27 protein-coding genes, 1 tRNA gene and 1 pseudogene are annotated in these 25765 nt (G+C 69.5%); 16 read left to right on the top strand and 13 right to left on the bottom strand.

The features are described 5' to 3' along the window. Positions 1-253: 253 nt before the first annotated feature. The 4 genes from miv_RS25120 (at position 254) to miv_RS25105 (ending at position 4481) form a co-directional block, all read left to right on the top strand. A complete protein-coding gene (locus miv_RS25120; protein WP_207179553.1) occupies positions 254-961 on the top strand; it encodes a haloacid dehalogenase type II in 708 nt (235 codons plus the stop codon). Between the two features lie 505 nt (positions 962-1466). After that, a complete protein-coding gene (locus miv_RS25115; RefSeq protein ID WP_207179549.1) occupies positions 1467-2093 on the top strand; it encodes a metallophosphoesterase family protein in 627 nt (208 codons plus the stop codon). Positions 2094-2247: 154 nt separating this feature from the next. Then, positions 2248-2322: transfer RNA gene (locus miv_RS25110), tRNA-Thr, on the top strand. Positions 2323-2966: 644 nt separating this feature from the next. After that, positions 2967-4481 (top strand): methyltransferase domain-containing protein, encoded by a 1515-nt coding sequence (locus miv_RS25105; protein WP_207179547.1) that lies wholly within the window; start codon positions 2967-2969, stop codon positions 4479-4481. 201 nt (positions 4482-4682) lie between these two features. On the opposite strand, the gene miv_RS25100 is transcribed toward miv_RS25105, so the two are convergent. Continuing rightward, positions 4683-4832: a hypothetical protein gene (locus tag miv_RS25100; RefSeq protein WP_207179544.1), complete on the bottom strand. Its 150-nt coding sequence runs from the start codon at positions 4830-4832 to the stop codon at positions 4683-4685. A gap of 119 nt (positions 4833-4951) precedes the next feature. Here miv_RS25100 and miv_RS25095 point away from each other — a divergent pair, with 119 nt between their 5' ends. From miv_RS25095 to miv_RS25050, 10 genes are all read left to right on the top strand, one after another. Then, positions 4952-5713, top strand: a complete 762-nt coding sequence (locus tag miv_RS25095; RefSeq protein ID WP_207179542.1) for a tyrosine-type recombinase/integrase — start codon at positions 4952-4954, stop codon at positions 5711-5713. Positions 5714-5854: 141 nt separating this feature from the next. Beyond that, a complete protein-coding gene (locus tag miv_RS25090; RefSeq protein ID WP_244748700.1) occupies positions 5855-6961 on the top strand; it encodes an alpha/beta hydrolase in 1107 nt (368 codons plus the stop codon). 9 nt (positions 6962-6970) lie between these two features. Continuing rightward, positions 6971-7972 carry an asparaginase gene (locus tag miv_RS25085; protein WP_207179539.1) on the top strand — a complete coding sequence of 334 codons (1002 nt, stop codon included), beginning with the start codon at positions 6971-6973 and terminating at the stop codon, positions 7970-7972. Positions 7973-8201: 229 nt separating this feature from the next. Next, complete coding sequence (gene tsaA, locus miv_RS25080) at positions 8202-8699, top strand: tRNA (N6-threonylcarbamoyladenosine(37)-N6)-methyltransferase TrmO (RefSeq protein ID WP_207179538.1); 498 nt, start codon at positions 8202-8204, stop codon at positions 8697-8699. Continuing rightward, on the top strand, positions 8699-9670 hold the full coding sequence (locus tag miv_RS25075) for a quinoprotein relay system zinc metallohydrolase 2 (protein ID WP_207179537.1): 972 nt from the start codon (positions 8699-8701) through the stop codon (positions 9668-9670). The genes tsaA and miv_RS25075 overlap by 1 nt, the downstream gene beginning before the upstream one ends. A gap of 427 nt (positions 9671-10097) precedes the next feature. Next, the gene (gene xoxF5 / locus miv_RS25070; RefSeq protein WP_207179536.1) at positions 10098-11900 is read left to right on the top strand and encodes a lanthanide-dependent methanol dehydrogenase XoxF5; all 1803 of its coding nucleotides are present in this window, start codon (positions 10098-10100) and stop codon (positions 11898-11900) included. A gap of 161 nt (positions 11901-12061) precedes the next feature. Beyond that, entirely contained in the window at positions 12062-12685 is a 624-nt protein-coding gene (locus miv_RS25065) for a c-type cytochrome, methanol metabolism-related (protein ID WP_207179535.1), read from the top strand. Then, the gene (gene xoxJ, locus miv_RS25060) at positions 12685-13545 is read left to right on the top strand and encodes a rare earth element methanol dehydrogenase accessory protein XoxJ (protein ID WP_207179534.1); all 861 of its coding nucleotides are present in this window, start codon (positions 12685-12687) and stop codon (positions 13543-13545) included. The genes miv_RS25065 and xoxJ overlap by 1 nt, the downstream gene beginning before the upstream one ends. Beyond that, a complete protein-coding gene (locus miv_RS25055; protein ID WP_207179533.1) occupies positions 13542-14081 on the top strand; it encodes a PQQ-dependent catabolism-associated CXXCW motif protein in 540 nt (179 codons plus the stop codon). The genes xoxJ and miv_RS25055 overlap by 4 nt, the downstream gene beginning before the upstream one ends. A gap of 101 nt (positions 14082-14182) precedes the next feature. Then, positions 14183-14887, top strand: coding sequence for an SDR family oxidoreductase (locus tag miv_RS25050; protein ID WP_207179532.1), 705 nt, complete (start codon positions 14183-14185; stop codon positions 14885-14887). Positions 14888-14901: 14 nt separating this feature from the next. On the opposite strand, the gene folK is transcribed toward miv_RS25050, so the two are convergent. From folK to folP, 3 genes are read right to left on the bottom strand one after another with little or no spacing between them, the layout of a single operon-like run. Next, complete coding sequence (gene folK, locus miv_RS25045) at positions 14902-15417, bottom strand: 2-amino-4-hydroxy-6-hydroxymethyldihydropteridine diphosphokinase (RefSeq protein WP_244748698.1); 516 nt, start codon at positions 15415-15417, stop codon at positions 14902-14904. Further along, positions 15410-15787 (bottom strand): dihydroneopterin aldolase, encoded by a 378-nt coding sequence (folB, locus tag miv_RS25040; protein WP_244748697.1) that lies wholly within the window; start codon positions 15785-15787, stop codon positions 15410-15412. The genes folK and folB overlap by 8 nt, the downstream gene beginning before the upstream one ends. 4 nt (positions 15788-15791) lie before the next feature. Continuing rightward, a complete protein-coding gene (folP, locus tag miv_RS25035; protein ID WP_207183627.1) occupies positions 15792-16577 on the bottom strand; it encodes a dihydropteroate synthase in 786 nt (261 codons plus the stop codon). A gap of 448 nt (positions 16578-17025) precedes the next feature. Between folP and miv_RS25030 the strand changes: the two genes are divergently transcribed. Together miv_RS25030 and miv_RS25025 are read left to right on the top strand one after the other, a co-directional pair. Next, on the top strand, positions 17026-17799 hold the full coding sequence (locus tag miv_RS25030) for a quinoprotein dehydrogenase-associated SoxYZ-like carrier (RefSeq protein WP_244748696.1): 774 nt from the start codon (positions 17026-17028) through the stop codon (positions 17797-17799). Between the two features lie 32 nt (positions 17800-17831). Continuing rightward, the gene (locus miv_RS25025; protein ID WP_207179526.1) at positions 17832-18152 is read left to right on the top strand and encodes a VOC family protein; all 321 of its coding nucleotides are present in this window, start codon (positions 17832-17834) and stop codon (positions 18150-18152) included. A 31-nt stretch (positions 18153-18183) separates the two neighbouring features. Here the strand turns inward: miv_RS25025 and miv_RS25020 are convergent, their stop codons facing one another. From miv_RS25020 to miv_RS24975, 9 genes and pseudogenes are all read right to left on the bottom strand, one after another. Continuing rightward, entirely contained in the window at positions 18184-18564 is a 381-nt protein-coding gene (locus miv_RS25020; protein ID WP_207183626.1) for a hypothetical protein, read from the bottom strand. Beyond that, positions 18554-19357: a hypothetical protein gene (locus tag miv_RS25015; RefSeq protein ID WP_207179524.1), complete on the bottom strand. Its 804-nt coding sequence runs from the start codon at positions 19355-19357 to the stop codon at positions 18554-18556. Before miv_RS25015 ends, miv_RS25020 begins: the two co-directional genes overlap by 11 nt. Beyond that, positions 19354-20508, bottom strand: coding sequence for a pyrroloquinoline quinone biosynthesis protein PqqE (gene pqqE / locus miv_RS25010; protein ID WP_207179523.1), 1155 nt, complete (start codon positions 20506-20508; stop codon positions 19354-19356). The genes miv_RS25015 and pqqE overlap by 4 nt, the downstream gene beginning before the upstream one ends. Positions 20509-20539: 31 nt before the next feature. After that, positions 20540-21615: pseudogene (pqqC, locus tag miv_RS25000) on the bottom strand (pyrroloquinoline-quinone synthase PqqC). Between the two features lie 222 nt (positions 21616-21837). Continuing rightward, entirely contained in the window at positions 21838-22737 is a 900-nt protein-coding gene (gene pqqB, locus miv_RS24995) for a pyrroloquinoline quinone biosynthesis protein PqqB (RefSeq protein WP_207179521.1), read from the bottom strand. 29 nt (positions 22738-22766) lie between these two features. Further along, positions 22767-22856 (bottom strand): pyrroloquinoline quinone precursor peptide PqqA, encoded by a 90-nt coding sequence (gene pqqA / locus miv_RS24990; RefSeq protein WP_048426854.1) that lies wholly within the window; start codon positions 22854-22856, stop codon positions 22767-22769. A 114-nt stretch (positions 22857-22970) separates the two neighbouring features. Further along, on the bottom strand, positions 22971-23060 hold the full coding sequence (gene pqqA, locus miv_RS24985; protein WP_048426854.1) for a pyrroloquinoline quinone precursor peptide PqqA: 90 nt from the start codon (positions 23058-23060) through the stop codon (positions 22971-22973). 220 nt (positions 23061-23280) lie between these two features. After that, positions 23281-23985, bottom strand: coding sequence for a response regulator transcription factor (locus miv_RS24980; RefSeq protein ID WP_207179519.1), 705 nt, complete (start codon positions 23983-23985; stop codon positions 23281-23283). A 64-nt stretch (positions 23986-24049) separates the two neighbouring features. After that, complete coding sequence (locus tag miv_RS24975) at positions 24050-25663, bottom strand: sensor histidine kinase (RefSeq protein WP_207179518.1); 1614 nt, start codon at positions 25661-25663, stop codon at positions 24050-24052. Positions 25664-25765 lie beyond the last annotated feature (102 nt).

Below are 25765 nucleotides of genomic sequence, written 5' to 3'. Positions count from 1 at the left end.
TTTTCGATCTCATCCCTCAGGATGGTGTTCCGGGGGGCATCCCGATGCTCGGACGATGCAGGTGATTTGCGGCGACTCGACATGGCCGGCATGCTCTGCGGGCGTCGTTAACGAGAGGTAAATTTCACCTCGTTCACGGCGTTCGTCCGGCCCCGCTCACTCGAAGGTGATGGACGGCATCCGGCACCCTTGAAGCGGGCCGGGCGGGACCGATAACCCGAAACGACAGAAACCGACCCGGGAGGCGGTCCGCATGGCGATCCAGGCCCTCATCTTCGACGTCTTCGGCACCCTGCTCGACTGGCACGGCGGCGTCGCCCGGGAGGCGGCACGGATCCTGGCACCGTTCCGGCCCGACCTCGACGGTGGCGCGTTCGCCCGGGCCTGGCGCGACCGCTACCAGCCCGGCATGGAGCCGATCCGCCAGGGCGCTCGCCCCTATACCGACCTCGATACCCTGCATGCCGAGAGCCTGGAGAGCGTGCTGGCGGGCCTGAATCTCGCCGACTCGGTACCGGACGCGGCGAGGCACGACCTGGTTCTCTCCTGGCACCGCCTCGATGCCTGGCCCGAGGTGCCCGACGCCCTCGCGCGCCTTCGCGAAAAATACGTGCTCGCGCCCTGCTCCAACGCCCATGTGCGCCTCGCCATCGCGCATGCCCGCCGCAATCGGCTGCCCTGGGACGCGGTGCTCGGGGCGGAATTCGCTCAGGACTACAAGCCGAAGCCCGCCGTCTACCTGCGCGCCGTCGAGGCGCTGCGGTTGCAGCCCGGCGAGGTGATGATGGTGGCGGCGCACTCGTCGGACCTCGCCGCGGCGGCCGCCTGCGGGCTCGCGACCGCCCATGTCGCCCGGCCCGGCGAGAGCGGCCCGGGCACCGGCGAGCCGGCCCCCCTGGTGCCGGTGGACATGGCCGCCGCCGACCTCGCCGATCTCGCAGGGAAGCTCGGTTGCGGGTGATCGCTCGACGGCGGAGACCCGCCACATGCCGGAGGCTGCCGAGGCGGCACCCTGACGGGAAGCCCACGACCGTTCGACGCAGGAGCATCTCGTCGTGCGAAGGCCGGTTCTCCGGGGTGCCGGTTACGGCGCGACGAAGGCCGGTCAGATGCATGGGCCCGGATCGCTCGCCCTGGTCGGAGAGCATGGCGGCGCAGGTCGAGCCGGGCGGTCGTTCGCCTCGGCGGCCCTGCCGTCCTTCCGGCGTAGACCGTCCGGCCGATTTGTCGCCACCAAGTGCAAGAGCCACAAGACCGAAGAAGGCAAGGCCGCAGCGCTCGATACTCGACTCAGTAGAAATTTGCCCGATCGACCGGGGCTTGAGGCGATCGACAATTCAGATGACCCAGAGAATCCCGATCTCTGTCCCCTCCGTCCCAACCCGGCGCTGACGCTCCGACAACGGCAAAGTCCTGACGATTGGGTCCTGCTCACGCGTGCCGACCCGCAGAACCGACGGCGTTCCATGGATGAGCTCACTTACGCCATCGGCGACGTCCACGGCCGCGCCGGCGCGCTGGAAAGCCTTCTCGGCCAGATCGCGGCACGTGGCGCGGGCCGGCTGCGGCAGCTGGTCTTTCTCCGCGACTGCATCGACAAGGGTCCCGAGAGCGCCCGCGCCGTCGCCATGGTCCGGGAGACGCAGGCGGGCCCCCGACGCGGTGATGTGCCTGATGGGCCATCGGGAATCCGCGCTGCTGCGGGCCGCGTGCTGGATCGCGACCGGCCCCTCGTCTCCGACGGCGTCGCGTGGGTCGCGGACCGGCCGGCAACGGCGATGGGCTGGGTCGCCGGCTTGCGGAGGGTGCACGAGGACCGCTTGCGCGACTACGTCCATGCCGGTTTCCGGCCCGGGCGGCCCGGCATCGATCCGAGCGTGCGGGCCCGCCTGTGGATCCGCGAACCGTTTTTGTCCGTCGACGACGATTTCGGCAAGCACGTCGTCCACGGGCATACGCCGTCCTACGAAGGCGTACCCGGATGCCACCCCTGCCGCACCGACCCCGACACCGCGCCGTTGCGGACCGGCCGCCTGACCGCGGCCATCCACGACCGGGCGACGCCCGGCCCGATCGCCTTCATGCAATCCTGACGGTCGGGAAAGCGGCGCGTCCTGCGCCGGGATTTTGCGCCTTGACGAAGCCCCGGCCAGGGGCTCTATAGACCCGCCCGCCGCGCGCCACCTGCGCCCGGGTGTGAACAGCTTGCAGATCAACGACTTGTCGACCAAGGGCCTGCAGGCTCCCGCCGGTGTAGCACAGCGGTAGTGCAGCGGTTTTGTAAACCGAAGGTCGGGGGTTCGATCCCCTCCGCCGGCACCATCTAAATCTCTGGAAAGTCGATAGAATCGTCCCGTCAGGGGCGTCATTGGACGCACCTGAGACCCCGGCGCCACAAAATCCCGCACATTCTGTTCCGGAGACGTTCTGCCCTCCCTTCGAGTGGGAGCTCATCCGGCCCCGAGGCGTAAAATCGGGCCCGCACAAACACGGCACAGCATGACCGCCCACTCCGACACCGTCCTCACCTGGTCCCGCGGCCTCGCCCGCCTGTCGCCTGGCGTCGTCCCGTGCCGTGGCCTGCGCGACGCGGACTGGCGCGACGCGCACGGTCGGTTCTACGCCTTCATCGACCAGCGGGGCGTCCGGACGCACCAGGCGGGGTGCGGCATGGTGGCATCCTTCGGGGCGCATACGCCAATCCGACCTATCACCACGGCGCCGCGGTCCTTTCCAAAGCGACGGGCACTTGCCATGATAATCTGGACAATCAACCCCGAATCTATGACGTCCTCCACCGAAAAATCGCGCATGCTCCCGACGGGCGGAATGAGCGCTTAACGCTTGGATGAACACGCAATCCGACCCAAAAGGTTTATCCGTTCGTTTCATTTCTGCATCGAGCATGCGTTGAGATATCATTGTTGTTGAAGATCAAAATGCCACGCAACAATCAGGAGAGCTAGGTGTCGAATTTTGAGTTGCCGGATGAATATGTATCGCGAAAAGAAGTAATCTATTTTGACGATGCGCCACAAGCGCATAGCGACATCATACATCAGCCCGAAGTATATGATTTTGCAGAATTTATATTAATTTCGACGAAAAGAGTTAAAATAATCGATGTTGGCTGTGGGAGTGGACGCAAGCTTTGCAATGTCCAAGCGGAAAAGCGTATTGGCATTGATTTCGGCTCTAACATCGCCGCCTGCAAAGATTTACATGGCAGCAAAGCAGAGTGGTACGAGGCTGATTTCACAAGCGCGTCTTGCATCTTATTATCAGAGATGGCTGATAATGACTCTATTGTCGTTTGCGCCGATGTCATAGAACATATCATTGATCCGAGCATCCTAATTGCATTATTGAAGGCGTGTTTCGAGCGCGGTGCAATTGTCATTACAAGCACCCCCGACCGCATCAGGGTTCGCGGCGATGATCATCGCGGCCCCCCACCGAATCCAAGCCATATCAGAGAGTGGTCTCTCGATGAATATAAGCGGCTGCTAATCAAGCAAGAGCTCGTCCCTCTATTTGCGGGATATACAATCAATAACAATATGAATCGTCAAAATAAAACTATTATTACGATACATGACATTCAAGTACAATCAATAGCGGGTATCGTGCCCGCACAGCGTCCCCTTGCTATTATCGCGGCCTATAATGAGGTCGATGTTATTGAAGAGGTGATAACAGATTTTATTAATCAGGGATGCGATGTCCGTCTTATAGACAATTGGTCTTCGGATGGGACCTGGGAGGCGGCGCTACGCGTCCAGGGCTGCTTCCAAGGAGCGGTCTCCGTTGAGCGGTACCCAGTCGAGGGACCGCAAGCCACATACGAGTGGCAGGCGATCCTTCGACGGAAAGCTGACATTGCCGCGGAATTTCCGGGACGCTGGATCATCCACTCGGACGCGGACGAACTTAGACGCTGCCCTTTCGATGGGCGAACGCTTGCGGAAGGATTTGCAATTGCAGAAGAGCTTGGATGCACCCGCGTAAACTTTAACGTTGTTAATTATTTACCAATTGATGAACAGGATTATCAACCCGGCACGCTCGAGAGCCATTTCAGCCACTATGAGTATGGAACGCGCCCTGGGCACTTTCTCCAGCATAAAGCGTGGCTGCAGGGTGAAAATCCGGTCGATCTGACTTCAACGGGGGGGCATACAGCCATTTTTCCCGACGCTATCGATTTTCGCTACAAGTTCTTATTAAAGCATTATCCAATTCGGTCGGCAGATCATGGTCGTCGCAAAATACTAACGGAACGCCAAGGAAGATGGTCTCTAAAAGAGCGGCAAGAATTGGGGTGGCACACACAGTATGATAAATACAACGCCGATTCGCGCTTCACATTTGACCGTTCATCCCTCCTCATTCACGATGAATTCTGGGCCGATAATTTTCTTCTGATAATCTCTGATCTTATCGAGCGCCGAGTCAAGGCAGGTCACAAGCCGCACGAGTGAACGTCACAATCGGTTGTCGTTGGCGCGCTGGATTGCGCGTGAGGCGATCACAACCGCAAGTTCGGAACATCGGCTGGCAAGGCACGGCAAAAAGAAAACCCCGCTCGGCGGCTGCCGGCGGGCTGAAGGCAAGCCTTGAAATGGCGAAGCGCCCCGAGCCGGAGCCCGGTGCGCGTTGACGGATGTTGACGAGACGAGGGGTTAGGGCTTGAGCCGCACCGCCTCTGCTCGGTCGAGACGCTTGTCGACCCGGTCCATCCCCCGGTCATGCTCGGTCCAGCGCTGCTCGTACTCCTCGCGGGGCACGACCTGTGCCTGGACACTGTCGAGGTCGCGCTCCATGCGCTTCATCCGCTCGCCGGAGGCGGCGAACCGGGCATGACGACACGGGTGCGGCCATCGTGCGGGCTCGGCGCGCGGCCGGGGTCTCGACGGCCACCATCCGGCGCGACCTGACCGCGCTGTCCGGCGTGCTCGGCTTCGCGGTCGACGAAGAATGGCGGGAGGGCAACCCGGCGCTCGAGGCGATGCAGAGCCGCCGCCTGAAGGAGCGCCGCGACCCGATCGTGCTGCCGGAGGATCGCGACATCGAGCGGGTGATCGCGCGGGCTCCCGGCCTCTTCGCGCACCTGATCCGGGCAGCACTGCTGACCGGCTGCCGACAGGACGAGCTCGTGACGCTGGAACGGCGGCACGTCGACCTGAACCGGCGGGCCATCTCGGTCCTCGGCAAGGGCAACAAGCGGCGCGAGGTCGGCCTGACCGAGGCGGCTGCCGCGCTGTTCGCGTCGATCCCGGTCAACCTGGCGACCCTGGCGGTGTTCTGGCACCCGGGCGCGAAGGGCCGATCGGGGGAGCGGGCGCGCGAGGAGCCCGAGCCGGGCCCGTTCATCAACCCGGCCACGCGCTTCTCTTTATATACGCGATATACGCGCAGCGTCGCCGCGGCCGAGGCGGAGGAGATCGCGAAGGCGGCCAAGCGCGGGAAGAAGCTCGAGCCGACGTTCCGGCGCTCCCGGTTCCACGACCTGCGCCACCGCTTCGCGGTCGACTACCTGCGGTCGGGCCGCGGCGGGATCTACACCCTTCAGCAGGAGATGGGGCACGCGAGCATAAAAGTTACCGAACTGTATCTGGCGTTCCTGACCCCCGAGGAGCAGGCGCGAGCCAAGGACATGCCCGCACATAACACGGCACAGGTGCATCGGTTTCCGGGATTGACCGGGGCCTAACACATTGCTACGGCTGCGGAATAGATGAAAGCCGCGTTCGTGATCCATTGGTTTTGTAAACCGAAGGTCGGGGGTTCGATCCCCTCCGCCGGCACCAGTTCCTTCGGGTCGCTCGCGCGGCCCGTGCGTCGCGGAGGCCCGATGCCGTCCCTGCTCCGCTCCGCCCTGCCGCTCCTTCTCGCGCTCGTCGCCTGTCGCGCCGAGGCCGCCGACGAGCGGGGGCCTCACCGGAAGCCGGTGGCGGTCGTGGCCGATCGGAGCCTCGCGGTGGCGCCCGGCGCCCGCCTCCTGCTCTTCGCCTCCGCCGACCTCGACGCGCCGCACCCGGAGGTGAGCCGGGCGGTGATCGTGCTGCACGGGCGGCTGCGGGACGCCGACGTGTATTACGCCTCGGCGCTCGCCGCCCGGGAGGCGGCCGGCGCGGCCGGGGCCGGCGCGCTCCTCGTCGTGCCGCAATTCCTCGGCCGGACCGACTGGGAGGCGCACGCCCTCCCGCCGGACGTGCTGCACTGGACGCTCGAAGGCTGGCAGGGCGGGGACGACGCCCTCGGCCCGGCACCCCTGAGCTCCTTCGACGCCCTCGACGCGATCCTCGCCCGGCTGGCCGACCGGAGCCGCTTCCCGAATCTGTCGCGGATCGTCATCGCCGGGCATTCCGGCGGCGGGCAGGTGGCGCAGCGCTACGCGATGCTGTCGCGGGCCGGCGACGCCCTGGCGGGACGGGGCATCCGGGTGACCTACGTCGTCGCCAATCCCAGCAGCTACGCCTACGTCACGCCCGAGCGGCCCGGCCCGACCGCGGATTGCCCCGGCTACGACAGCTGGAAGTACGGCCTGCAGGACCTGCCGCGCTATGCCGGCGGTGCCGCGCCGGCGGCCCTGGAGGCGGCCTACGTCGCCCGGCCGGTGACCTACCTGCTCGGCGGCCTTGACACCGACCCGCACCATCCCGCCCTCGACCGGAGTTGCATGGCGGAGGCGCAGGGGCCGTTCCGCCTGGCCCGCGGCGAGGCCTACTGGGCCGCCCTGCGGGCCCGCCACCCCGACCTGCGCCAGCCCCTGCACGTCGTGCCGGGCGTCGGCCATGACGGGCGCCGGATGCTCGGCTCGGCCTGCGGCCTCTCGGCCCTGTTCGACGCGCCGGGCTGCGGCCCCGGCGAGGCGGCCGGCACGGATCCTGCCAGCGCCCGCCGGACCGACCACGCGACGCAACCCGCCGCCCCGGCCGGGGCGGCGAGCCCGAGGTAATTTTCCAGCATGAGCACGCTCCCCAAGGTCGCCTTTATCGGCACCGGCGGCACCCTGTCGTCGGTGGGCCGCGACAGCCTCGACATCCTCGACTACACCGCCACCGGCGAGCGCCTGGAGGCCGAGGAGATCCTGGCGCGGGTGCCGGAGACCCGCGAGGTCGCCGAGGTGGTGCCGGTGCGCTACCGGGCTGTGACGAGCCCGGGAATCGGCTTCTCCGATTGGCGCACCCTGGTGCGGCTCTGCGAGGAGCTGGCGGGCGCCCATCCCGACCTCGCCGGCATCGTCATCGGGCACGGCACCGCCACCCTGGAGGAGACGGCCTACGCGCTGAGCCTGACCCTGACGGTCGACCTGCCGGTGGTGCTGGTGGGCTCGCAGCGCCCGATCAGCGCCCTGTCGAGCGATGCCGGCCTCAATCTCGTGGCGGCCCTGCGCACCGCGGGCGCGCCGGAATCGCGCGGGCGGGGCGTGCTCGTCGTCCTCAACGACGAGATCCAGGCCGCCCGCGAGGTGACCAAGACCTCGGTCACCCGGATGCAGACCTTCCGCAGCCCGGATTTCGGCGTCCTCGGCCAGGTCGACGGGCCGCATGTCCGCTACTACCGCCGGTCCGAGCGCCGTCACGCCCCCGGCACGCCGTTCGACATCCGCACCCTCGACGCCCTGCCGCGGGTCGACATCTCCTACGCCTACGCGGATGCCGACGGTACGGCGGTGCGGGCCTTCGCGGCGGCGGGCGCCCGGGGCATCGTCTCGGCGGGGCTCGCCCCCGGCATGACGCCGCCGGCGGAGGCCGAGGCCCTCGCCGCGGCGGCGGCGAGCGGCATCGCCGTCGTGCAATCGACCCGGGCCGGCAGCGGCGTGGTGCCCTCGACCGTGCGGCTGGCCTCCCACGGCATCGTCCCGGCCGACAACCTGACGCCGCAGAAGGCCCGCATCCTGCTCGCCCTCGCGCTGACGGTCACCCGCGATCCCGCCGCCCTGGCGGAGATCTTCGCGACCTACTGAGCCGGGCGACAGAGCGCCCACACCATTCCACAAGGCCTTGATGCCGCAGGCGATTGCCAGGCCGACGGGGGCTGCTCTACGCTTCCGGCGCCGAGCCCGGCGACTGCCCCCGCGGTCGGGCTGGCGGCAGGTCGGGCCGGCGCAGTCTGAACACCTCCGTCAGCGCCCGACCTGCTTCACGGGGGCCGGGAGGGCGAGGGCGCCGGGCGGAGGCCGAGGGAGAACGCCGATGGTGCGCCTGAACGAGATCCGGGCCGGGGAGGTCGCCGTCGAGGCGCCCCCCGCCACCGATGCCGGTCTCGTCTTCGTCGGCCGCATCCGCACCCCCTGGACCGACCGCCTGGGCTGTCCGCGCCAGGGCCGCCTGGACGGTCCTTCCTGCCGGATCGAGGTCTTTGCCCCCTGGCGCGACGCCCTCGAGGGCGTGACGCTCTACGAGCGGCTCGAAGTGCTGTACTGGCTCGACCGGTCGCGGCGCGACCTCGTGCGCCAGAGCCCCGCCAACGACGGCCGCACCCGGGGCACCTTCTCGCTGCGCTCGCCCGTGCGGCCGAACCCGATCGGCACCAGCATCGTCCGCCTGATCGGGATCGAGGACGGCGTGCTGCACGTCCGCGGCCTCGATTGCCTCGACGCAACACCGCTCCTCGACATCAAGCCGGATCGCAGCCTGTTCGTGCCCCTGGCACCGCCCCAGGCGGGGGACGCGCAGACGGGAGACGCGTGATGCGGGCGGGTCCGGCCGTCGCGCTCCTCGCCGCGCTTCTCGGCGCGCCCGCCGCCTCTGCGCAGGCGCCCCCGGCCCCGGCGGCCGAAGCCCCGGCGGCCGAAGCCCCGGCGGCCGTCTCGGCCCTGCCGATGCAGGAGGTCGCGCCCGGCCTCTTCGTCTACGCCGCGCCCTACGCCCTGGCCGGGCGGCGCAACGACGGCGCGATCGCCAATGTCGGCTTCGTCATCGGCCGGGACGCGGTGGCGGTGATCGATACCGGCGGCAGCCTGCGGGCGGGGCAGCGCCTGCTGGCCGCCCTGCGCCAGCGCACCGCGCTTCCCGTGCGCTACGTCGTCAACACCCATGTCCACCCCGACCACGTGCTGGGCAACGCCGCCTTCGCGGGGGAGGGGACGACCTTCGTCGGGCACCACGCCCTGCCGGAGGCCTTGAGCGCGCGGGCGGCCGATTACCTGAGGGCCAATGCCGACCTCGTCGGCCCGGACTTCGCCGGCACCCGGATCGTACCGCCGACGCTCCTCGTCTCGACGAGCCTCGACCTCGATCTCGGCGGGCGGGTGCTGCACCTGGAGGCCTGGCCGACGGCGCATACCAACAGCGACCTGACCGTGCGCGACCGGGAGACCGACACCTGGTTCCTCGGCGACCTCCTGTTCGTCGGCCACGTCCCGGCCCTCGACGGGCGCCTGTCCGGCTGGATCGAGGTCCTGCGCCGCCTGCGGGCCGAGCCGGCCGCCCGGGTCGTGCCCGGCCACGGCCCCGCCTCGGTTCCCTGGCCCGCCGCCGCCGGCCCGATCGACCGCTACCTCGCGGTGCTGGAGACCCAGGTGCGGGCGATGGTGCGCGACGGGGTGCCGATCGGCGAGGCGGGGGACGCGGCACGGACGGAAGCGCAGCAATGGTCGCTGTTCGATGATTTCAATGCCCGCAACGCCACGACCGCCTACCAGGAGATGGAGTGGGAGTAAGGAGCAGTTAAGCATCCAGATGCGTCCAAGGGCATCGCTTCCGCTGCTGTACGGTCGGCAAAGCCGGCTCAACGATGATGCTGCAAGGCACAATACCTATGCTGCCCTGCAGCATGGAAGGTATCATATACCTTAGTTATGAAATTCGCGCCCGGGTGTCGCAGGCCCGGGGCCGGCTGGTGTGTTGACGGCGCCCCAATTTCTCTTAGAGTTCCTTCAGCTTCGGCTTCAACGGCGCCACCGGGGGAAGGGGGCGCTCGGTTCGCAAACACGGCAGGGGCCCGTCCGGTCCTCTCGTGCCAGGGTTCCTGGCGGCCGGTTGTGACACGCTGACGAGGCCAACGACATCCCCAAACGCAAACAACAGGAACCGGCCCGATTCGTCCCATTGCGGATGTCGGGATCAATGCACCTGTCGGAGGAATCCATGAGAGCGGTCCATCTCCTTGCGGTGAGCGCGGGCATCCTCGGCGCCGTCCCGGCCCTCGCCAACGAAGACGTGCTGAAGCGCACGGCCAACCCGGCCGAGCAGGTTCTCCAGACCGTCGACTACGCCAATACGCGCTTCTCGAAGCTCGACCAGATCAACACCGGCAACGTCAACAAGCTGCAGGTGGCCTGGACCTTCTCGACCGGCGTCCTGCGCGGCCACGAGGGCTCGCCGCTGGTCATCGGCGACGTGATGTACGTCCACACGCCGTTCCCGAACATCGTCTACGCGCTCGACCTCAACCAGGATGGCAAGATCCTGTGGAAGTACGAGCCGAAGCAGGATCCGAACGTGATCCCGGTGATGTGCTGCGACACGGTGAACCGCGGCCTCGCCTATGCCGACGGCGCGATCTTCCTGCACCAGGCCGACACCACCATCGTGTCGCTCGACGCCAAGACCGGCAAGGTGAACTGGTCGACCCAGAACGGCGATCCGAAGATCGGCGAGACCAACACCGCCACCGTGATGCCGGTGAAGGACAAGCTGATCGTCGGCATCGCGGGCGCCGAGTACGGTATCCGCGGCAACATCACCGCCTACGACCTCAAGACCGGCAAGCGCGCCTGGCGCGCCTACAACGTCGGTCCCGACGACGAGATGAAGATCGACCCGGAGAAGACCACCGAGCTCGGCAAGCCGGTCGGCAAGGACTCGTCGATCAAGACCTGGGAAGGCGACCAGTGGAAGACCGGCGGCGCCTCGACCTGGGGCTGGTACTCCTACGACCCGAAGCTGAACCTGGTCTATTACGGCACCGGCAACCCCTCGACCTGGAACCCGAAGCAGCGCCCGGGCGACAACAAGTGGTCGATGACGATCTTCGCGCGTGACGCCGATACCGGCGTGGCGAAGTGGGTCTACCAGATGACCCCCCACGACGAGTGGGACTATGACGGCATCAACGAGATGATCCTCACGGATCAGAAGATCGACGGCAAGGAGCGCCCGCTCCTGACCCACTTCGATCGTAACGGCTTCGGCTACACCCTGGACCGCGCCACCGGCGAGCTGCTCGTCGCCGAGAAGTACGATCCGGCGGTGAACTGGGCCACCAAGGTCGACCAGGACAAGTCCTCGAAGACCTACGGCCGTCCGCTCGTCGTCGCCAAGTACTCGACCGACCAGAACGGCGAGGACACCAACTCGAAGGGCATCTGCCCGGCGGCGCTCGGCTCCAAGGACCAGCAGCCGGCGGCCTACTCGCCCAAGACCAACCTGTTCTACGTGCCGACCAACCACGTCTGCATGGACTACGAGCCGTTCCGGGTGAGCTACACCCCGGGCCAGCCCTATGTCGGTGCGACCCTGTCGATGTACCCGGCGCCCAACAGCCACGGCGGCATGGGCAACTTCATCGCCTGGGACGGCACGGCCGGCAAGATCAAGTGGTCGAACCCCGAGCAGTTCTCGGTGTGGTCGGGCGCTCTGGCCACCGCGGGTGACGTGGTGTTCTACGGCACGCTCGAGGGCTACCTGAAGGCGGTCGACGCCAAGACGGGCAAGGAACTCTACAAGTTCAAGACCCCGTCGGGCATCATCGGCAACGTGATGACCTTCCAGCACAAGGGCAAGCAGAACATCGCCGTCCTGTCGGGCGTCGGTGGCTGGGCCGGCATCGGCCTCGCGGCCGGCCTGACCGACCCGAATGCCGGCCTCGGCGCGGTCGGCGGCTACGCCGCCCTGTCGAGCTACACCAACCTCGGCGGTCAGCTCACCGTCTTCAACCTGCCGAACTGATCCCCGGCACGGGCGGAGGCGCGAGCCGCCTCCGCACCTCAGACCTAAGTCCGGGCCGGCGCGGGTATCCGCGCCGGCCTCCTTATGATTAGATTATCATCAGAATCGCGAAACGCCGAACTGCGCGGCGGCGGTTCAATGATATCAGGGAGAAGCGTCCTTTGCGTCACCTCAGCAGAGTTGTCCTGCGGCCGCTCGCGGCCGGCCTCGCCCTAGCAGCCGTCAGCACGGCTGCCGTACATGCTGAGGATGCCAAGAAAGCCGATGCCAAGCCGGATCCGGCTCTTACCAATCAGCTCAACCCCAACGACAAGACCGCCGAGCCCGACGAGAAGCTGCTCGCCAAGGACGCCGCCGTGAAGGTGGAGGACGGCAAGTACACCGACGCCGCCGGCAGCCCGACCTTCCACATCACCGACAACGGCAAGAAGGTCGACTGGTACACCTATTCGGGTTACCGCCGCTACCACGCCGAGTGCCACGTCTGCCACGGCCCGGACGGCATGGGCTCGACCTACGCCCCGGCGCTCAAGGATTCGCTGAAGTACCTCTCCTACGAGGAGTTCGTCGGCATCGTCGTCGGCGGCAAGCAGGACGTGAACTCGTCGACCCAGAAGGTCATGCCGGCCTTCGGCGACAACAAGAACGTCACCTGCTACATGGACGACCTCTACGTCTACCTGAAGGCGCGCGCCGCCGGTGCCATGGGCCGCGTGCGCCCGGGCGAGAAGGAGGACAAGCCCGAGGTGGCCCGCAAGCAGGAGAAGGAGTGCCTCGGCGGCTGATGACGCGAGCCCTCACCCTGGCGGCCGGCCTCGCGCTGGCCCTCGCGGGTCCGGCACGGGCGCAGTCCCTGCCGGACCTCGTCACCACGGACGCCCTGCGGGTCTGCGCCGATCCCGGCAACATGCCGTTCTCGGAGCGCCAGGGCGACGGGTTCGAGAACCGCATCGCGGCGATCCTCGCCGACGAGCTGAAGGTGAAGCTCCGGTACTACTGGCTGACCCAGGGGCCGGGCTTCGTCCGCAACACCCTGGGCTCCGGGCTCTGCGACGTCATCGTCGGCTCGGCCTTCGGTACCGAACTCGTCCAGAGCACCAACCCCTATTACCGCTCGACCTACGTGCTGGTCTCCCGCCCCGGCACCTTTCCGGGCCTGACCGGGCTCGACGACGAGCGCCTCAAGGGCAAGCCGATCGGCGTGATCGTCGGCACGCCCCCGGTCGAGCGCATGGGCGCGGTCGGCCTCGTGCCGACGATGAAGCCCTATCCGCCCTACCAGTTCGATCCCTCGCGCAAGCACCAGACCGTCTCGGCCGAGATCGTGGCCGACGTGGCCGCGGGCAAGCTCGACGCCGCGGTGCTATGGGGGCCCGCCGCCGGCTGGCTGGCCAAGCAGGTGGGCAAAGAAACGGGCAAGGAGGGCGGCCTGGACGTGGTGCCGCTGCTGCGCGAGCCCGATCGCCCGCCGCTCGCCTACCGTATCGCCATGGGGGTGCGACACGGCGAGAACGAGTGGAAGCGGGTCCTCAACACCGCGCTCCGCAAGCGCCGGGCCGAGATCGAGGCGGTGCTGCGCGACTACGCGGTGCCGCTCCTCGACGAGGAGGAGAACAAGCTGCTGCCGGCGGAACGCAAGCCGTGAGATGGGCGCTCGCGGCGGGTCTCGCGGTGCTCCTGCTCGCGGCGCCCGCCGCCTGGGCCGCCCCGCCGGAGCCCGACGGCTACCGCCTCGAGGATTTCCGCAGCCCGACGCCGGCCGCGCTCGCGGGCGCCGTGACGGTGACCACGGCGCAGGCCGAGCGGCTGTGGCGCGAGGGCGCCGCCTTCGTCGACGTGCTGCCGCGTCCGCCGCGTCCGACCACGCTGCCGCCCGGCACGATCTGGCGCGACACGCCGCACGACAGCATCCCGCGGGCGCTCTGGCTGCCCAATACCGGCTTCGGCGCGCTGGCGCCGCAGACCGAGGACTATCTCCGGCACGGCCTCGCGGCCGCCACCGACGGCGACACAGCCAAGCCCATCGTCCTGTTCTGCCAGCGTAACTGCTGGATGTCCTGGAACGCCGCCAAGCGGGCCCTCGCCCTCGGCTACCGCGACGTCCACTGGTATCCGGACGGCACCGACGGCTGGGCCGAGGCCGGCCTGCCCCTGGTACGGGCCGAACCCGCCGCCCCCTGACGCGGGCCCCCGGCAGGGGCTTCTAAGCCCCCGGCAGGGTCCTGACGCAGGCCCGCCGCTGTGGCATGGGTCTCCCCGATCGAACAGCCGGGAGACCCGTCATGACCGTCGAGCGCGTCGCCATCGTCACCGCCGGGGGCAGCGGCATGGGGGCCGCCGCGGCCCGCAAGCTCGCCGCCGACGGGTTCCGGGTCGCGATCCTGTCCTCCTCGGGCAAGGGCGAGGCCCTGGCCGAGGAGCTCGGCGGGGTCGGCGTGACGGGCTCGAACCGCTCACCGGAGGATCTCGCCCGCCTCGTCGCGCGCACGATGGAGCGGTGGGGGCGGGTCGACGTCCTCGTCAACAGCGCCGGCCACGGGCCCAAGGGCCCGCTCCTCGAGCTCACCGACGAGGACTGGGCCCGAGGCATGGAGGTCTACTTCCTCAACGTGGTGCGGCCGACCCGCCTCGTCACGCCGATCATGCAGCGCCAGGGCGGCGGCGCGATCATCAACATCTCGACCTTCGCGGCCTTCGAGCCGGAGCAGGCGTTTCCGACCTCCGGCGTCTTCCGGTCGGGGCTCGCCGCCTTCGCCAAGCTGTTCGCCGACCGCTACGCCGCCGACAACATCCGCATGAACAACGTCTTGCCGGGCTTCGTCGACAGCCTGCCGGAGAAGCCGGGCATCCGCGAGCGCATCCCGCTCGGCCGCTACGGCAGCGCCGACGAGATCGCCGCCGTCGTCGCCTTCCTGGCCTCCCCGGGCGCGGGCTACATCACCGGGCAGAACCTGCGGGTCGACGGGGGCATCACCCGCTCGGTGTGAAGAGGGCCGGGCGCTTACGCGGCGCCCTCGACCGGCTCGATCCCGCTGCGATCGAGCCGGGCCAGAGCCTGCGCCACCGTCTCGCCGCCGATCACGAGGTCGGGGGCGATCTCGGCGAGCGGCACCAGCACGAAGGCGCGCTCCCGCAGGAAGCGGTGGGGCAGCACCAGGCGCTCGTCGGCGACGGTGGCGCCGGCAACGTGCAGCACGTCGATGTCGATCGCCCGCGGGCCCCAGCGCCGCTCGCGCACCCGGCCGAGCCGCGCCTCGACCGACAGGCAGGCCTCCAGCAGGGCGTGCGGCGAGAGGGCGGTCTCGATCCCGAGCGCGCCGTTGAGGAACCAGTCCTGGTCGGTGTCGCCCCAGGGCGGGGTGCGGTAGTTGCGCGAGCGTGCCGTGACGGCGATGCCCGGCGTCGCGGCGAGCGCCGCCACGGCGGCGTCGAGCATCGCGGCCTTGTCGCCGAGATTGCTGCCGAGCCCCAGATACGCCGCGGCCCGCATCCCCTCGGCCGAATTCCCCTCAGGCATGCCGGATCCTCGTGATCTCGACCGCGACCCCGTCGAGGACGAGCGGCACCGGGGCGCTCGGCTTGTCGATCCGCACCGTCAGCGCATCGAGCTGGGGGAAGGCGGCCAGGGCCTCCGCGCAGATCGTCTCGGCCAGGGCCTCGATCAGCCGGAACCGGCGCTCGGTGGCGATGCGGTGGGCGAGGCCCGCGAGGTCCGCGTAGCTCACCGTGGCACCGATCTCGTCGCGCCGGCCGGCCTCGCCGAGATCGAGCCGGGCTTCCAGCGAGAGGTAGAAACGCTGGCCGAGGGTCTCTTCCTCCGGCAGCACGCCGTGGCGGGCGAAGACCGCGAGGCGGTGGATCAGGATACGGTCCCGGGACTCAGGCACGATGTCAGGCTCCGGCGCGGGAGGCGGGGCGCGTGATCGCGTCGACGACCTGGCAGGCCTCGACATGCGGGCGCACGTCGTGGACCCGCACGATGTCGGCCCCGAGGGCCGCCGCCGCGACATGGGCGGCGATCGAGCCGAACAGTCGGTCGGCGGGCGCGGTGGCGGCGTTGTGGATGCGCCCGAGCACCGACTTGCGCGACACGCCGACGAGGAGCGGGAAGCCCAGTGCCCGCAATTCCGGCAGGCGCCGCAGGGCCTCGAGGTGCTGCTCCCAGCTCTTGCCGAAGCCCACCCCCGGATCGAGCACGATGTCGCGGTCGGGAATGCCGGCCTGGCGGGCGATGGCGAGCGAGCGCTCGAAGAAGGCCCGCATCTCGTCCACGATGTCGAGGCTCGGATCGATGGTCTCGCGGTTGTGCATCACCACCACCGGGGCGCCGTGATGGGCCGCCACCCGGGCGATCTCCGGCTCGCGCTGCAGGCCCCAGACGTCGTTGACGATCCGCGCGCCGGCCTTCAACGCGACGTCGGCGGTCGAGGCCTTGTAGGTGTCGATCGAGATCGGCACGGAGAGGGTGGGGGCGAGCGCCCGAATCGCCGGCAGCACCCGGGCCTGCTCCTCGTCGGCCGGGACCGGGACGTGACCGGGCCTCGTCGATTCGCCGCCGATGTCGAGGAGCGCCGCGCCTTCCTCCACCAGCCGGGCGGCCTGGTCCCGCGCGGCGTCGAGATCCTGGAAGCGGCCGCCGTCGGAGAACGAATCCGGGGTGACGTTCAGGATGCCCATCACCAGGGTGCGGCGGCCGAGATCCGGCAGCAGGGTGGCGAGTGCGGTCAAGGGCCTTGTCCTCGGGCGGGAGACCGGCCCGGGATAGGCCGGCCCGGGCGTGGGTGCAACGGCGCCGGGGCGATCACCCTTCTGAGAGGATCGCTGCGAAACGGCGCTCCGTCAGGTCCTTATCCTGGCGTCGGGGCGAACGGGCCTCTACATTGGTTCAAGCATCCGGCTCACGCAGCGGATGACGCGCGAGAGAGGCCCACCAGGGCCCGCCGCCGGAGAGAACGCCATGAAGAACGGCAAGAGGAACGCCAGGAAAGCCGGAATCGGCGCGGGACTGGCCGCGGCCCTGGTCGTCGGGTCGGCCCTCGCGGGGCCGGCGCGAGCCGAGACGGTCGCCGCCACGGGTTCTGCACAGACGGGCCCTGCACCAACGAGTCCTGCGCCATCGAGCGCCGTGGCCGCGCAGACGAGCCCCCCGCCGGCGCCGCCACGGTCCTCGCCGCTGCAGGAGGACCGGCCGGAGACCACCTGGCAGGAGTTGCGCGCGAGCGTGACCGGCGACAAGCCGCTGGGCGACGGCACCGGGCTCGTCACCCTGGAGGCGCCCAAGCGTGCCGAGGACGCCGCCATCGTGCCGATCACCCTGCGGATCGCCGTGCCCGATGGCGACCCGCGGCGGGTGAAGGCCTTGACCCTGGTGGTCGACGACAATCCCTCTCCGGTGGTCGGCACCTTCCGGTTCGCCGAGGGCCAGCGCCATTTCAATCTCTCGACCCGGATCCGGGTGAACTCCTATTCCTACGTCCGCGCCATCGCCGAGACCGAGGGGGGCGCGCTCTACATGACCCGCGTCTTCGTCAAGGCCTCGGGCGGCTGCTCGGCCCCCGCCCTCAAGGACCCGGTGGCCTCCACGGCCCATCTCGGCGAGATGCGGTTCCGCAGCTTCGCCGAGCGCGGCGAGGCCCAGGTCCAGGTTCGCCACCCGAACTATTCCGGCCTGCAGATGGACCAGCTGACCCGGACCTACACCCCGGCCTGGTTCGTCGAGAACATGACCGTGCGCCAGGGCGACAAGCCGGTCTTCACCATGACCGGCGGCATCTCGATCAGCGAGGACCCGACCTTCCGGTTCTCCTTCGCGCGCAACGCCGAGCCGGTCACGGTCACCGCCAAGGACACCGAGGGGCGGGTCTTCACGCAGACCTTCCCGGCGGCGAACGGGACCTGACGGCGCATCCGGCGTCGGGGAGGGGTCCGGCGATGCGGCTCGGCTACGTGATCCTGTCCGTGCCGGACATGGCGGCGCGCCTCGCGTTCTACGGGTGGGCCTTCGGGCTCGCGCCGCGCTTCGTCCACGACAGCGGACAAGCCGCCGAGCTCGAGACCGGCGGAACGGCCCTGGCCTTTGCGGAGGAAACCTTCGTCGCCGCGGCCTTCGCCTGGGCGGTGGCGGCCGGCGCGCTGCCGGTCGCCGCGCCGGTGACCAAGCCCTCGGTAACGAAGCCTTGGGGCCAGACCGTCGCCTCCGTGCGGAACGGCGACGGGGTGCTGGGGAAAAAGTGCGGCGCCATGGGCGGCTGAGCCCCGGCGCCGCCGGAACGCCGCCTCGCCCTTACCGCCCCGTCTGCCGGTAGCAGCGGATCTCCGCCTCGGCCTGGGCCCGGCGCAACTCCGCCACCTTGTCGTCGAACATCTTGGTCGAGCGGAACTCGTTGGCGCGCTGGCCGATGCCCTGGCGCATGCCCAGGATCGTCGAGGCCTCGACGTACTTGTCGTAGGGCAGGATCGCCGCGATGGCGTCGATCGAGCAGGCGCATTTCGTGAGCGCCTCCCGGGTCTGGCCGTTGGCCGCCATGCAGCCGAAGACGTAATCGGCCCGGGCCTCGGTCGGGTAGTCGTTGTCGTCGGCGCGCGCGGCGGTCTGCCCCACCAGGGAGGCAGCCAGCCCCGCCGCGAGGGCGAGGCCGCCGAGGCGCACCGCCTTAGCCAGCATTCGGTTCATAGGTCAGCGTTTCCTGGAGCAGGATCCCGCCCTCCGGATTGGTGGCCCGGGCATCGATCGAGACGATCTGGCCGGGCACGGCGGGGGAGAGCACGATGGTATAGGTCAGGCTGTCGAAGCCGCGCAGCCGGTCGCGCACCGGGTCGTCGACGAAGGGCCGCGCCACGATCCGCCAGCCCGGCTTCTTGGCACCGTCCACCTCCACCTCGGTCGCGGTCACGCTGGCGCTCTCGCGCAGCGCCCGCCGGATGCCGTTCTTGATGTAGCGCGGATTGCCCTTGAGCACCTTGGCGAGATCCTCGAGGTGATGCTCGAGGAAGCGCACCAGCACCGGGTTGCCCGGAAAGTCCCGGTAGGTCGCGGTCGGCATCCGGCGCTCGCCGGAGAACATCTCGACCCGCAGGTTGCGCGTGTCCGGCGTCTCGCCCGCGCTCACCTCCTCGCGGATCCGGTCCTCGATCGGCGGCCCGAACGGCGCGCCCTCGATGCCGCTGAAGCGGGTGTAGCGGTAGTTCAGCGCCTGCCCGACCGGGGCGTTGCCGATCTGGTTGGTCTCGAACAGGAGGGTGGTGGGGTCGGGCGGCGCATCCGTCGTCTGCACCGCGTTCGGCTTCACGGTGTCCTTGGATGCGGTATCCTTGGATTCGGTGTTCTGGGGTCCGGTCTCCTTCGGCGCGGCCGTCGCATCGGGCGCGGCACCCTTGCCGGGCGTGGCGTCCTGCGCGGACGCGGCCCCCGCGAGGCCGGCGGCCAGGGCGGCAACCAGGACGAGACGTCTCTTCACACGGGCGCTCCCTCGGGCGTGGCGACGCGGGGCGCGCCGCCGATGGTGCGATACTGGTAGTCGGGCGCCGTCTCCAGCGCCGATTCGGCCACCGCCAGGGCCTGGACCTTGCCGTGCAGCGGCGAGAGCGAGCAGGCCGGATCGGTGGCGGCGGCGTCGCCGGCCAGCGCCAGGGCCTGGCAGCGGCAGCCGCCCCAATCCTTCTCGCGCCGGTCGCAGGAGCGGCAGGGCTCCTGCATCCACTCGGTGCCGCGATAGGCCCGGAAGGCGGGCGAGTCCGCCCAGATCTCCGCCAGGGCATGATCCTGGACGTGCCAGAATTCGAGGCCGGGAATCGTCTCGGCGGCGTGGCAGGGCAGCACTTTGCCGGTGGGCGTGACGTTCATCAGCCGCCGGCCCCATCCGCCGGCGCAGGCCTTCGGGTACTTGGCGTAGTAGTCCGGCACCACGAGGTCGATGACGAGCTGGCCTTTCAGCCGCTCGCGCGCCTCCTCGACGGTACGGATCGAGCGGTCGACGTCGGGTTTCGCCGGCATCAGGGCGGCGCGGTTGACGTAGGCCCAGCCGTAATACTGCGTATGGGCCACTTCGAGGCGCTTGGCGCCGAGGCGGACCGCCAGGTCGATCAGCGCCGGCACCTCGGCGATGTTGCCGCGGTGGATCACGGCGTTCAGGGTCAGCGGCAGGCCGAGCGCCGTCACCCGCTCGGCGAAGGCGAACTTTTGCGGCTGCGCGTCCTTGAGGCCGCCGATCCGCTCGGCATTGGCGGCTTCCGCCGCCTGGACCGAGAGCTGGACGTGGTCGAGCCCGGCCTCCGACAGAGCGTCGAGCTTCCCAAGCGCGCCCGCCACCCCGGAGGTGATCAGGTTCGAGTAGAGGCCGAGCTCGGCACAGGTCCGGGTGATCTCGACGATATCCTGGCGCGCCGTCGGCTCGCCGCCCGAGAGGTGGACGTGGAGCACGCCGAGCGCCGCGGCTTGCGTCAGCACCCGCTGCCAGGTCGCGGTGTCGAGCTCGGCCGAGCGCCGGTCGAGTTCGAGCGGGTTCGAGCAGTACGGGCAGCGCAGCGGGCAGCGATGCGTCAGCTCGGCCAGTAGCCCGATCGGAGCGGGCAGGGGCGGGCGGGCGACGGCGTCCGAGACGGCGTTCATGGTGGCTCTCCCTGGCTCTACGCCCGCGGCGTCACGCGGCCGGCACGGTCTCGAGCACGCGCTTCACGAGGAGGCCGTCGAGCATCGCGATCACGTCGGGCTCGATGACGCCGCGGTCGGCCTCGTATTGCTGCGCCAGCGCCTCCGCGATGGCGCGGATGCTGCGGGTGCCGTCGACGAGGGTCAGGACCGCGACCGCGTTCGGGTCGAGGTCGAAGGTGCGCTCGGGCGCCAGCAGGACATGGGCGTCGCGCACCGTGTCGTGGCGGAGCCGCACCCCGCGGGGCAGGCGCGGCACGCTGTCGGGGGTCAGGCTCACGCGGCGGCACTCCCGATCGCATCCGCCCGCAGGCCCTCGCCCGGCCGCCAGGTATCGGGCGGGATCATCCCGGGCGACACGTAGGCGAAGTAGAGCGCGTCGAGCTGGGTCCAGAGCACGCTGCACTTGAAGCGCAGGGCGTCGAGCGCCTGACGCTGCTGCTCCGGCGTCACGGCGTGGCGCACGACGTAGTCGAGGGCGAAGTCGGCGTCCCGCGGCGCCTGGGTCAGGCGCTTGTCGAAATAGGCCAGGGTCTCGCGGGTGATGAAATCGTAGTTCTTCAGCATCCCGGCGACGCGCTCGGAGATGATGGTCGGCGAGAACATCTCGGTCAGCGAGGAAGCGATGGCCTCGAGCAGCGAGCGCTCGGCGACGAAGTGGACATAGGCCTCGACCGAGAAGCGGGTGGCCGACAGGATGCCCCGCGTCGAGAGCACGTAGTCGCGCTCGAAGCCGACGCCCTCGGCGAGCTTCAGCCACCGCTCGATGCCGCCGTCGCCGTCGTGGTCGCCGTCATGGTCGACGATGCGCTGGCGCCAGACCCGGCGCAGCGCCGCATCCGGCAGGCGCGCCAGCAGGGTGGCGTCCTTCACCGGAATCATCGCCTGGTAATAGTAGCGGTTGAGCGCCCAGGCCCGGACCTGGTCCTTGTCGAGCTTGCCGTCGTGCAGGAGCCGGTGGAACGGGTGCAGGTTGTGGTAGCGCCGCGCGCCGATGTCGCGGAGCGCCGCCTCCAGCTCGGCCGGCGAGAGCAGGCGGTTGGAGGCCTCGGCCGGCGGCAGGGGCATCGAGAGGGCGGTGGTGGCGAGGGAAGCGGGCATGGCGTCGGGCGTCCTGGCGTATCCGGTTTCTTCGTTGTCCGTGATCCCGTGGGGAGGACATTGATCCGCCTCAAGGGACGGTCAAGGGCGACCAAAGTGCCTGGAGACCGATATCCCGATGGGAACAGCGCGGGGTTTTCGCGGAGGCTGTCCCGCGACCGTCCTGGACGGACCCGCCCGCGAAACGCCTCACAGGCTCAGCGCCAGCCCGTCATGCGCCACGACCCAGCCGGCGGCCTCGATGCCGCGGCGCTCGGGCGAATCCTCGACCAGCACCGGGTTGGTGTTGTTGATGTGGACGAAGACTTTTTGGCCGATTGGCACCTCGGCGAGCGCCGCCACCGAGCCGCCATCGCCCGTCATCGGGACGTGGCCCATGCGCCAGCCGGTCTTGGTGCCGACGCCGGCCCGGATCATGTCGTCGTCGGCGAGCACGGTGCCGTCGAACAGGAGCGCGTCGACGCCCGAGAGGCGGTCCTTGAGGCCGTCCGTGACCCGGGCGCAGCCCGGCACGTAGGCGAGGCGCCTGGTCCCGGCCACGATCATCGCGCCGACCGTGCTCTCGGTCTCGGCGCCGATCTCGGGCGTGCCGTCCTCGAGCCAGAGCGGCACCTTGCCGGGAACCGGAAACAGGGTGACGGACAGGCCCGGGACCGGCGAGAAGGTCTCGTCGAGGGCGATCTCGGTGCGCTCGACCACGCCCGGGGCCATCACATCGAAGACGCGGTTCGCCGCGATCGAATCGAGGATGCCGCGGGTCGCGTGCAACCGGAAAGGCTGGCCCTCGCGCAGGGTGAGGAGGCCCGCCACATGGTCGACGTCGCCGTTGGTGAGCAGCACGGCCTTGATCGGCGAGTGGCGCAGGCCCTCGCGCGGGTGCAGGGCCGGGGTATCGAAGAGCTGCTGTCGGATATCCGGCGAGGCGTTCACCAGGAGCCAGTCATCGCCGTCGGCGGAGACGGCCAGGCTCGACTGGGTGCGCGGCAGGACGCGGCGGTCTCCCGACCGCGCCATGGCGCAGATCGGGCAGCGACAGTTCCACTGCGGTACGCCTCCGCCCGCACCGGAACCCAGAACGATGGCCTGCATGGTCCGTCCCGGTGCGGTGGCAAGACCCCTTAGTTGAAGGGATCGATCTCGGCGGACTCGTAGCTGGTGACTTCCATGCCGACACAGACCTCGGCGACGACGGGCATCGACCACTTCATGGTGCTTCTCCACAGAACGTTGGGGAAATATCCGGCCCGAACGGGCCGGCGGACGAAAACTTCGAGGCCGGACGCCATCCGGCGAGGACCGCCGGAGGCGCTTGAGGCGAGCCCTTAGTTGAAGGGATCGATCTCGGCGGACTCGTAGCTGGTGACTTCCATGCCGACGCAGACCTCGGCGACGACGGGCATCGACCACTTCATGGCGCTTCTCCTGATCGGCGGAAACCTCTAAGAGTTTCCTAAGATGTTGAGATGACAGTGATTTTCTGTCACTCAGGATATATCGGCAATCGCGGCTCGGAGCGCAAGCGCTATTTTGCCGATTTCCAGGGGCGAGGGGAGGCCGCTTTTCTCAGACCGGTCTTATTGTGCAGAACGGGCATGGATTTAGCCCGCATCGATTGCGCCCAAAATAATTTCGTCACTGACGAAATCCGGCCTCGTGCAGGTCGAGCATGAAGCCGCGGCCGCGCACGGTGACGAGGCTCGGGCCGCCGGCCCGGGCGATGTCGGCGAGCTTGGTGCGCAGGTAGCCGACATAGACGTCGACCACGTTGAGGGAGAGGCCGCCCTGGCTCGCCCAGAGCCGGTCGAAGATGTCGCCCCGCGTGACCGGACGGCTCGCCTGCTCCATCAGGATCGCCAGGAGCTCGGCCTCGCGCTGGGTCAGGCGGGCGGTGGTCTCGCCGAAGCGGACCTGCCGCGTCGCGAGGTCGAGGGAGAGCCGCCCGGCGGTCATGAGGGTGCGGGCCTCGCCGGCCGAACGCCGCCGCTGCAGGTGGACGCGCAGGCGCGCGAGCAGCTCGTCGAACACGAACGGCTTGACGATGTAGTCGTCGGCGCCGACCGAGAGACCCTCGACCCGGTCGCCGACCTCGTCCTTGGCGCTGAGAAACAGGATCGCGCCCGGATAGCCGCCCTCGCGCAGGGAGCGGCAGACGTCCTGGCCGCTGCCGTCCGGCAGCATGTTGTCGAGAAGCACCGCCTCGGGCACGCGCTCGCGGGCCGCCGACAACGCCTCGTCGACGCCGCCCGCGAGATCGACCGCGAACCCTTCCGCGCTCAGGCCCCGGGCCAGCATGGCACGGATGTCGCTATCGTCCTCGACGATCAGAACGCTGTTCATGATTGCCCCCGGGAACCCTCGGGTCGGCTGGTGCCCTCGGGTCGGCTGGTGCCCTGTGGTCGGCTCATGCCGCGTCCTCCCTCATGTCCTCGCCGGGCAGGTCCAGGACCACCCGGGCCCCGGCCGCCCGGCCGTCCGTGCCACCCGTCGCCGGGGGTAGGGTTTCGAGCCGGATCGCGCCATCATGGCGCTCAACGACCCAGCGCGCCAGTGCGAGCCCGATCCCGAATCCGGCCGAGACGGCGCCCCGCGCCTCGCCGCGCCGGAAGCGCTCGAACAGGGCCTCGGCCTCCGGCGGGAAGCCCGGCCCGTCATCCGCCACCGTGATGCGGGCACCGAGGCCGGCGTCGCGGGCCGAGAACCCGACCCGCACCCGGGTCGCCCCGGCGGCGTGCCTCAGGGCGTTGTCGATCAGCCCCTCGACGATCTGGCGCAGCCACTCGGCATCGGCCACGACCTCGACATCCGTCGGGCTCGGCTCGAGCGCGAGGTCGATCCGGCGGCGCTTCGCCTCCGGGGCACAGCTCTCCACCGCCTCGGCGAGGATCATCGCGAGGCCGACGGGCCGGCGCTCCATCTCGATCTGGCCGGATTCCGAGCGGGCGACCCGCAGCATGTCGCCGACCCGGCGGTGCAGCCGCTGCGCCCGCTTGCGGATGGTGGCGATGACCGGCCGGAAGGCGTCGGGCGTGTCGGGGGAGCGGGCGGCGAGGTCGCATTCGCCGAGGATGACGGTGAGCGGCGTGCGCAGCTCGTGGCTGACATCGGCGAAGAAGCGCCGGCGCGAGCGGTCGATCTCCTCGAGCCGGGCGTTGGCGGCCCGCAGATCGGCGGTGGCGCGGGCGACGATTTCTTCCAGGGCGGCCCGGTCGTCGGCGACCCGGGCCTCGCGCCGCTTCAGCCGCGCCGCCATCCGGTTGAAGCTGGCGACGAGCAGGCCGAGCTCGTCGCGGCTCGCCACCGGCAGCCGGGTGTCGAGTTCGCCCCGGCCGATGGCGGCCGCGCCGGCCCGGATCGCCTCGATCCGGCGCAGGATCGGCCGGGTCAGGCTCTGGTGCAGCAGCAGCAGCAGGATCACGATCAGCCCGGCCGCGGCGAGCGCGACGCCCCGCATCCGCCCGGCCAGGGTGCGCACCTCGGCGGCGGAGGCCTCGACGGCCCGGCGCTCGGCCTCGACCAGGAAGGTGAGGGGCTGGCCGGTCATCGCCCCGAAGGCGTTGAGCGCGCCCCGGATCGCGTCGGCGCGGCGGGCCGGATCGGGCTCGCGCTGGATCTGCGCCACCTGCCGGTCGAGGGTGGCGCGGGCCGCCCGCAGGCGGGCGAGGGGCCGGGCGCGGGCCGTGTACTGGGTGCGGTCGAGGACGCCGCCGGAGCCGGCGACCGCGCGGCTGAGGCCGTCATCGACCGCGATCAAGGCCCGATCGACCTCGTTGCGGGCATTGGCCAGCCGCTCGGGCCGGCCCGGATTGTCGCCGACCGCCTCGATCGCCGCGAGACCGAACTCGGTCAGGCGGCCGGACAACTCCGCGATCAGCTCCAGGCGGACCTGCGCGTCGAGCGTCGCGTCGAGCGTGCGCTCGGCGGTGTGGAGCGCTCCATAGAGGCCGATCGCCGCCAGCACCACCAGGGCCGCCGCGCTCCCGACGAGCAATCCGAACCGTAGCCTGAGCGATCCCATCCCGGCGCCGTCCTCCCGTGTCTCCCGCCTGCCGCGTCTCCCGCCTGCCGCATCCATCCTGCACGGAATCGGGGAGGGGCGGTCCTTGCGTCAGCTGGTGCC

This window comes from Methylobacterium indicum (assembly GCF_017347565.1).
GTDB lineage: Bacteria > Pseudomonadota > Alphaproteobacteria > Rhizobiales > Beijerinckiaceae > Methylobacterium > Methylobacterium indicum.
This window is presented reverse-complemented; position numbering and strand designations above follow the sequence as displayed.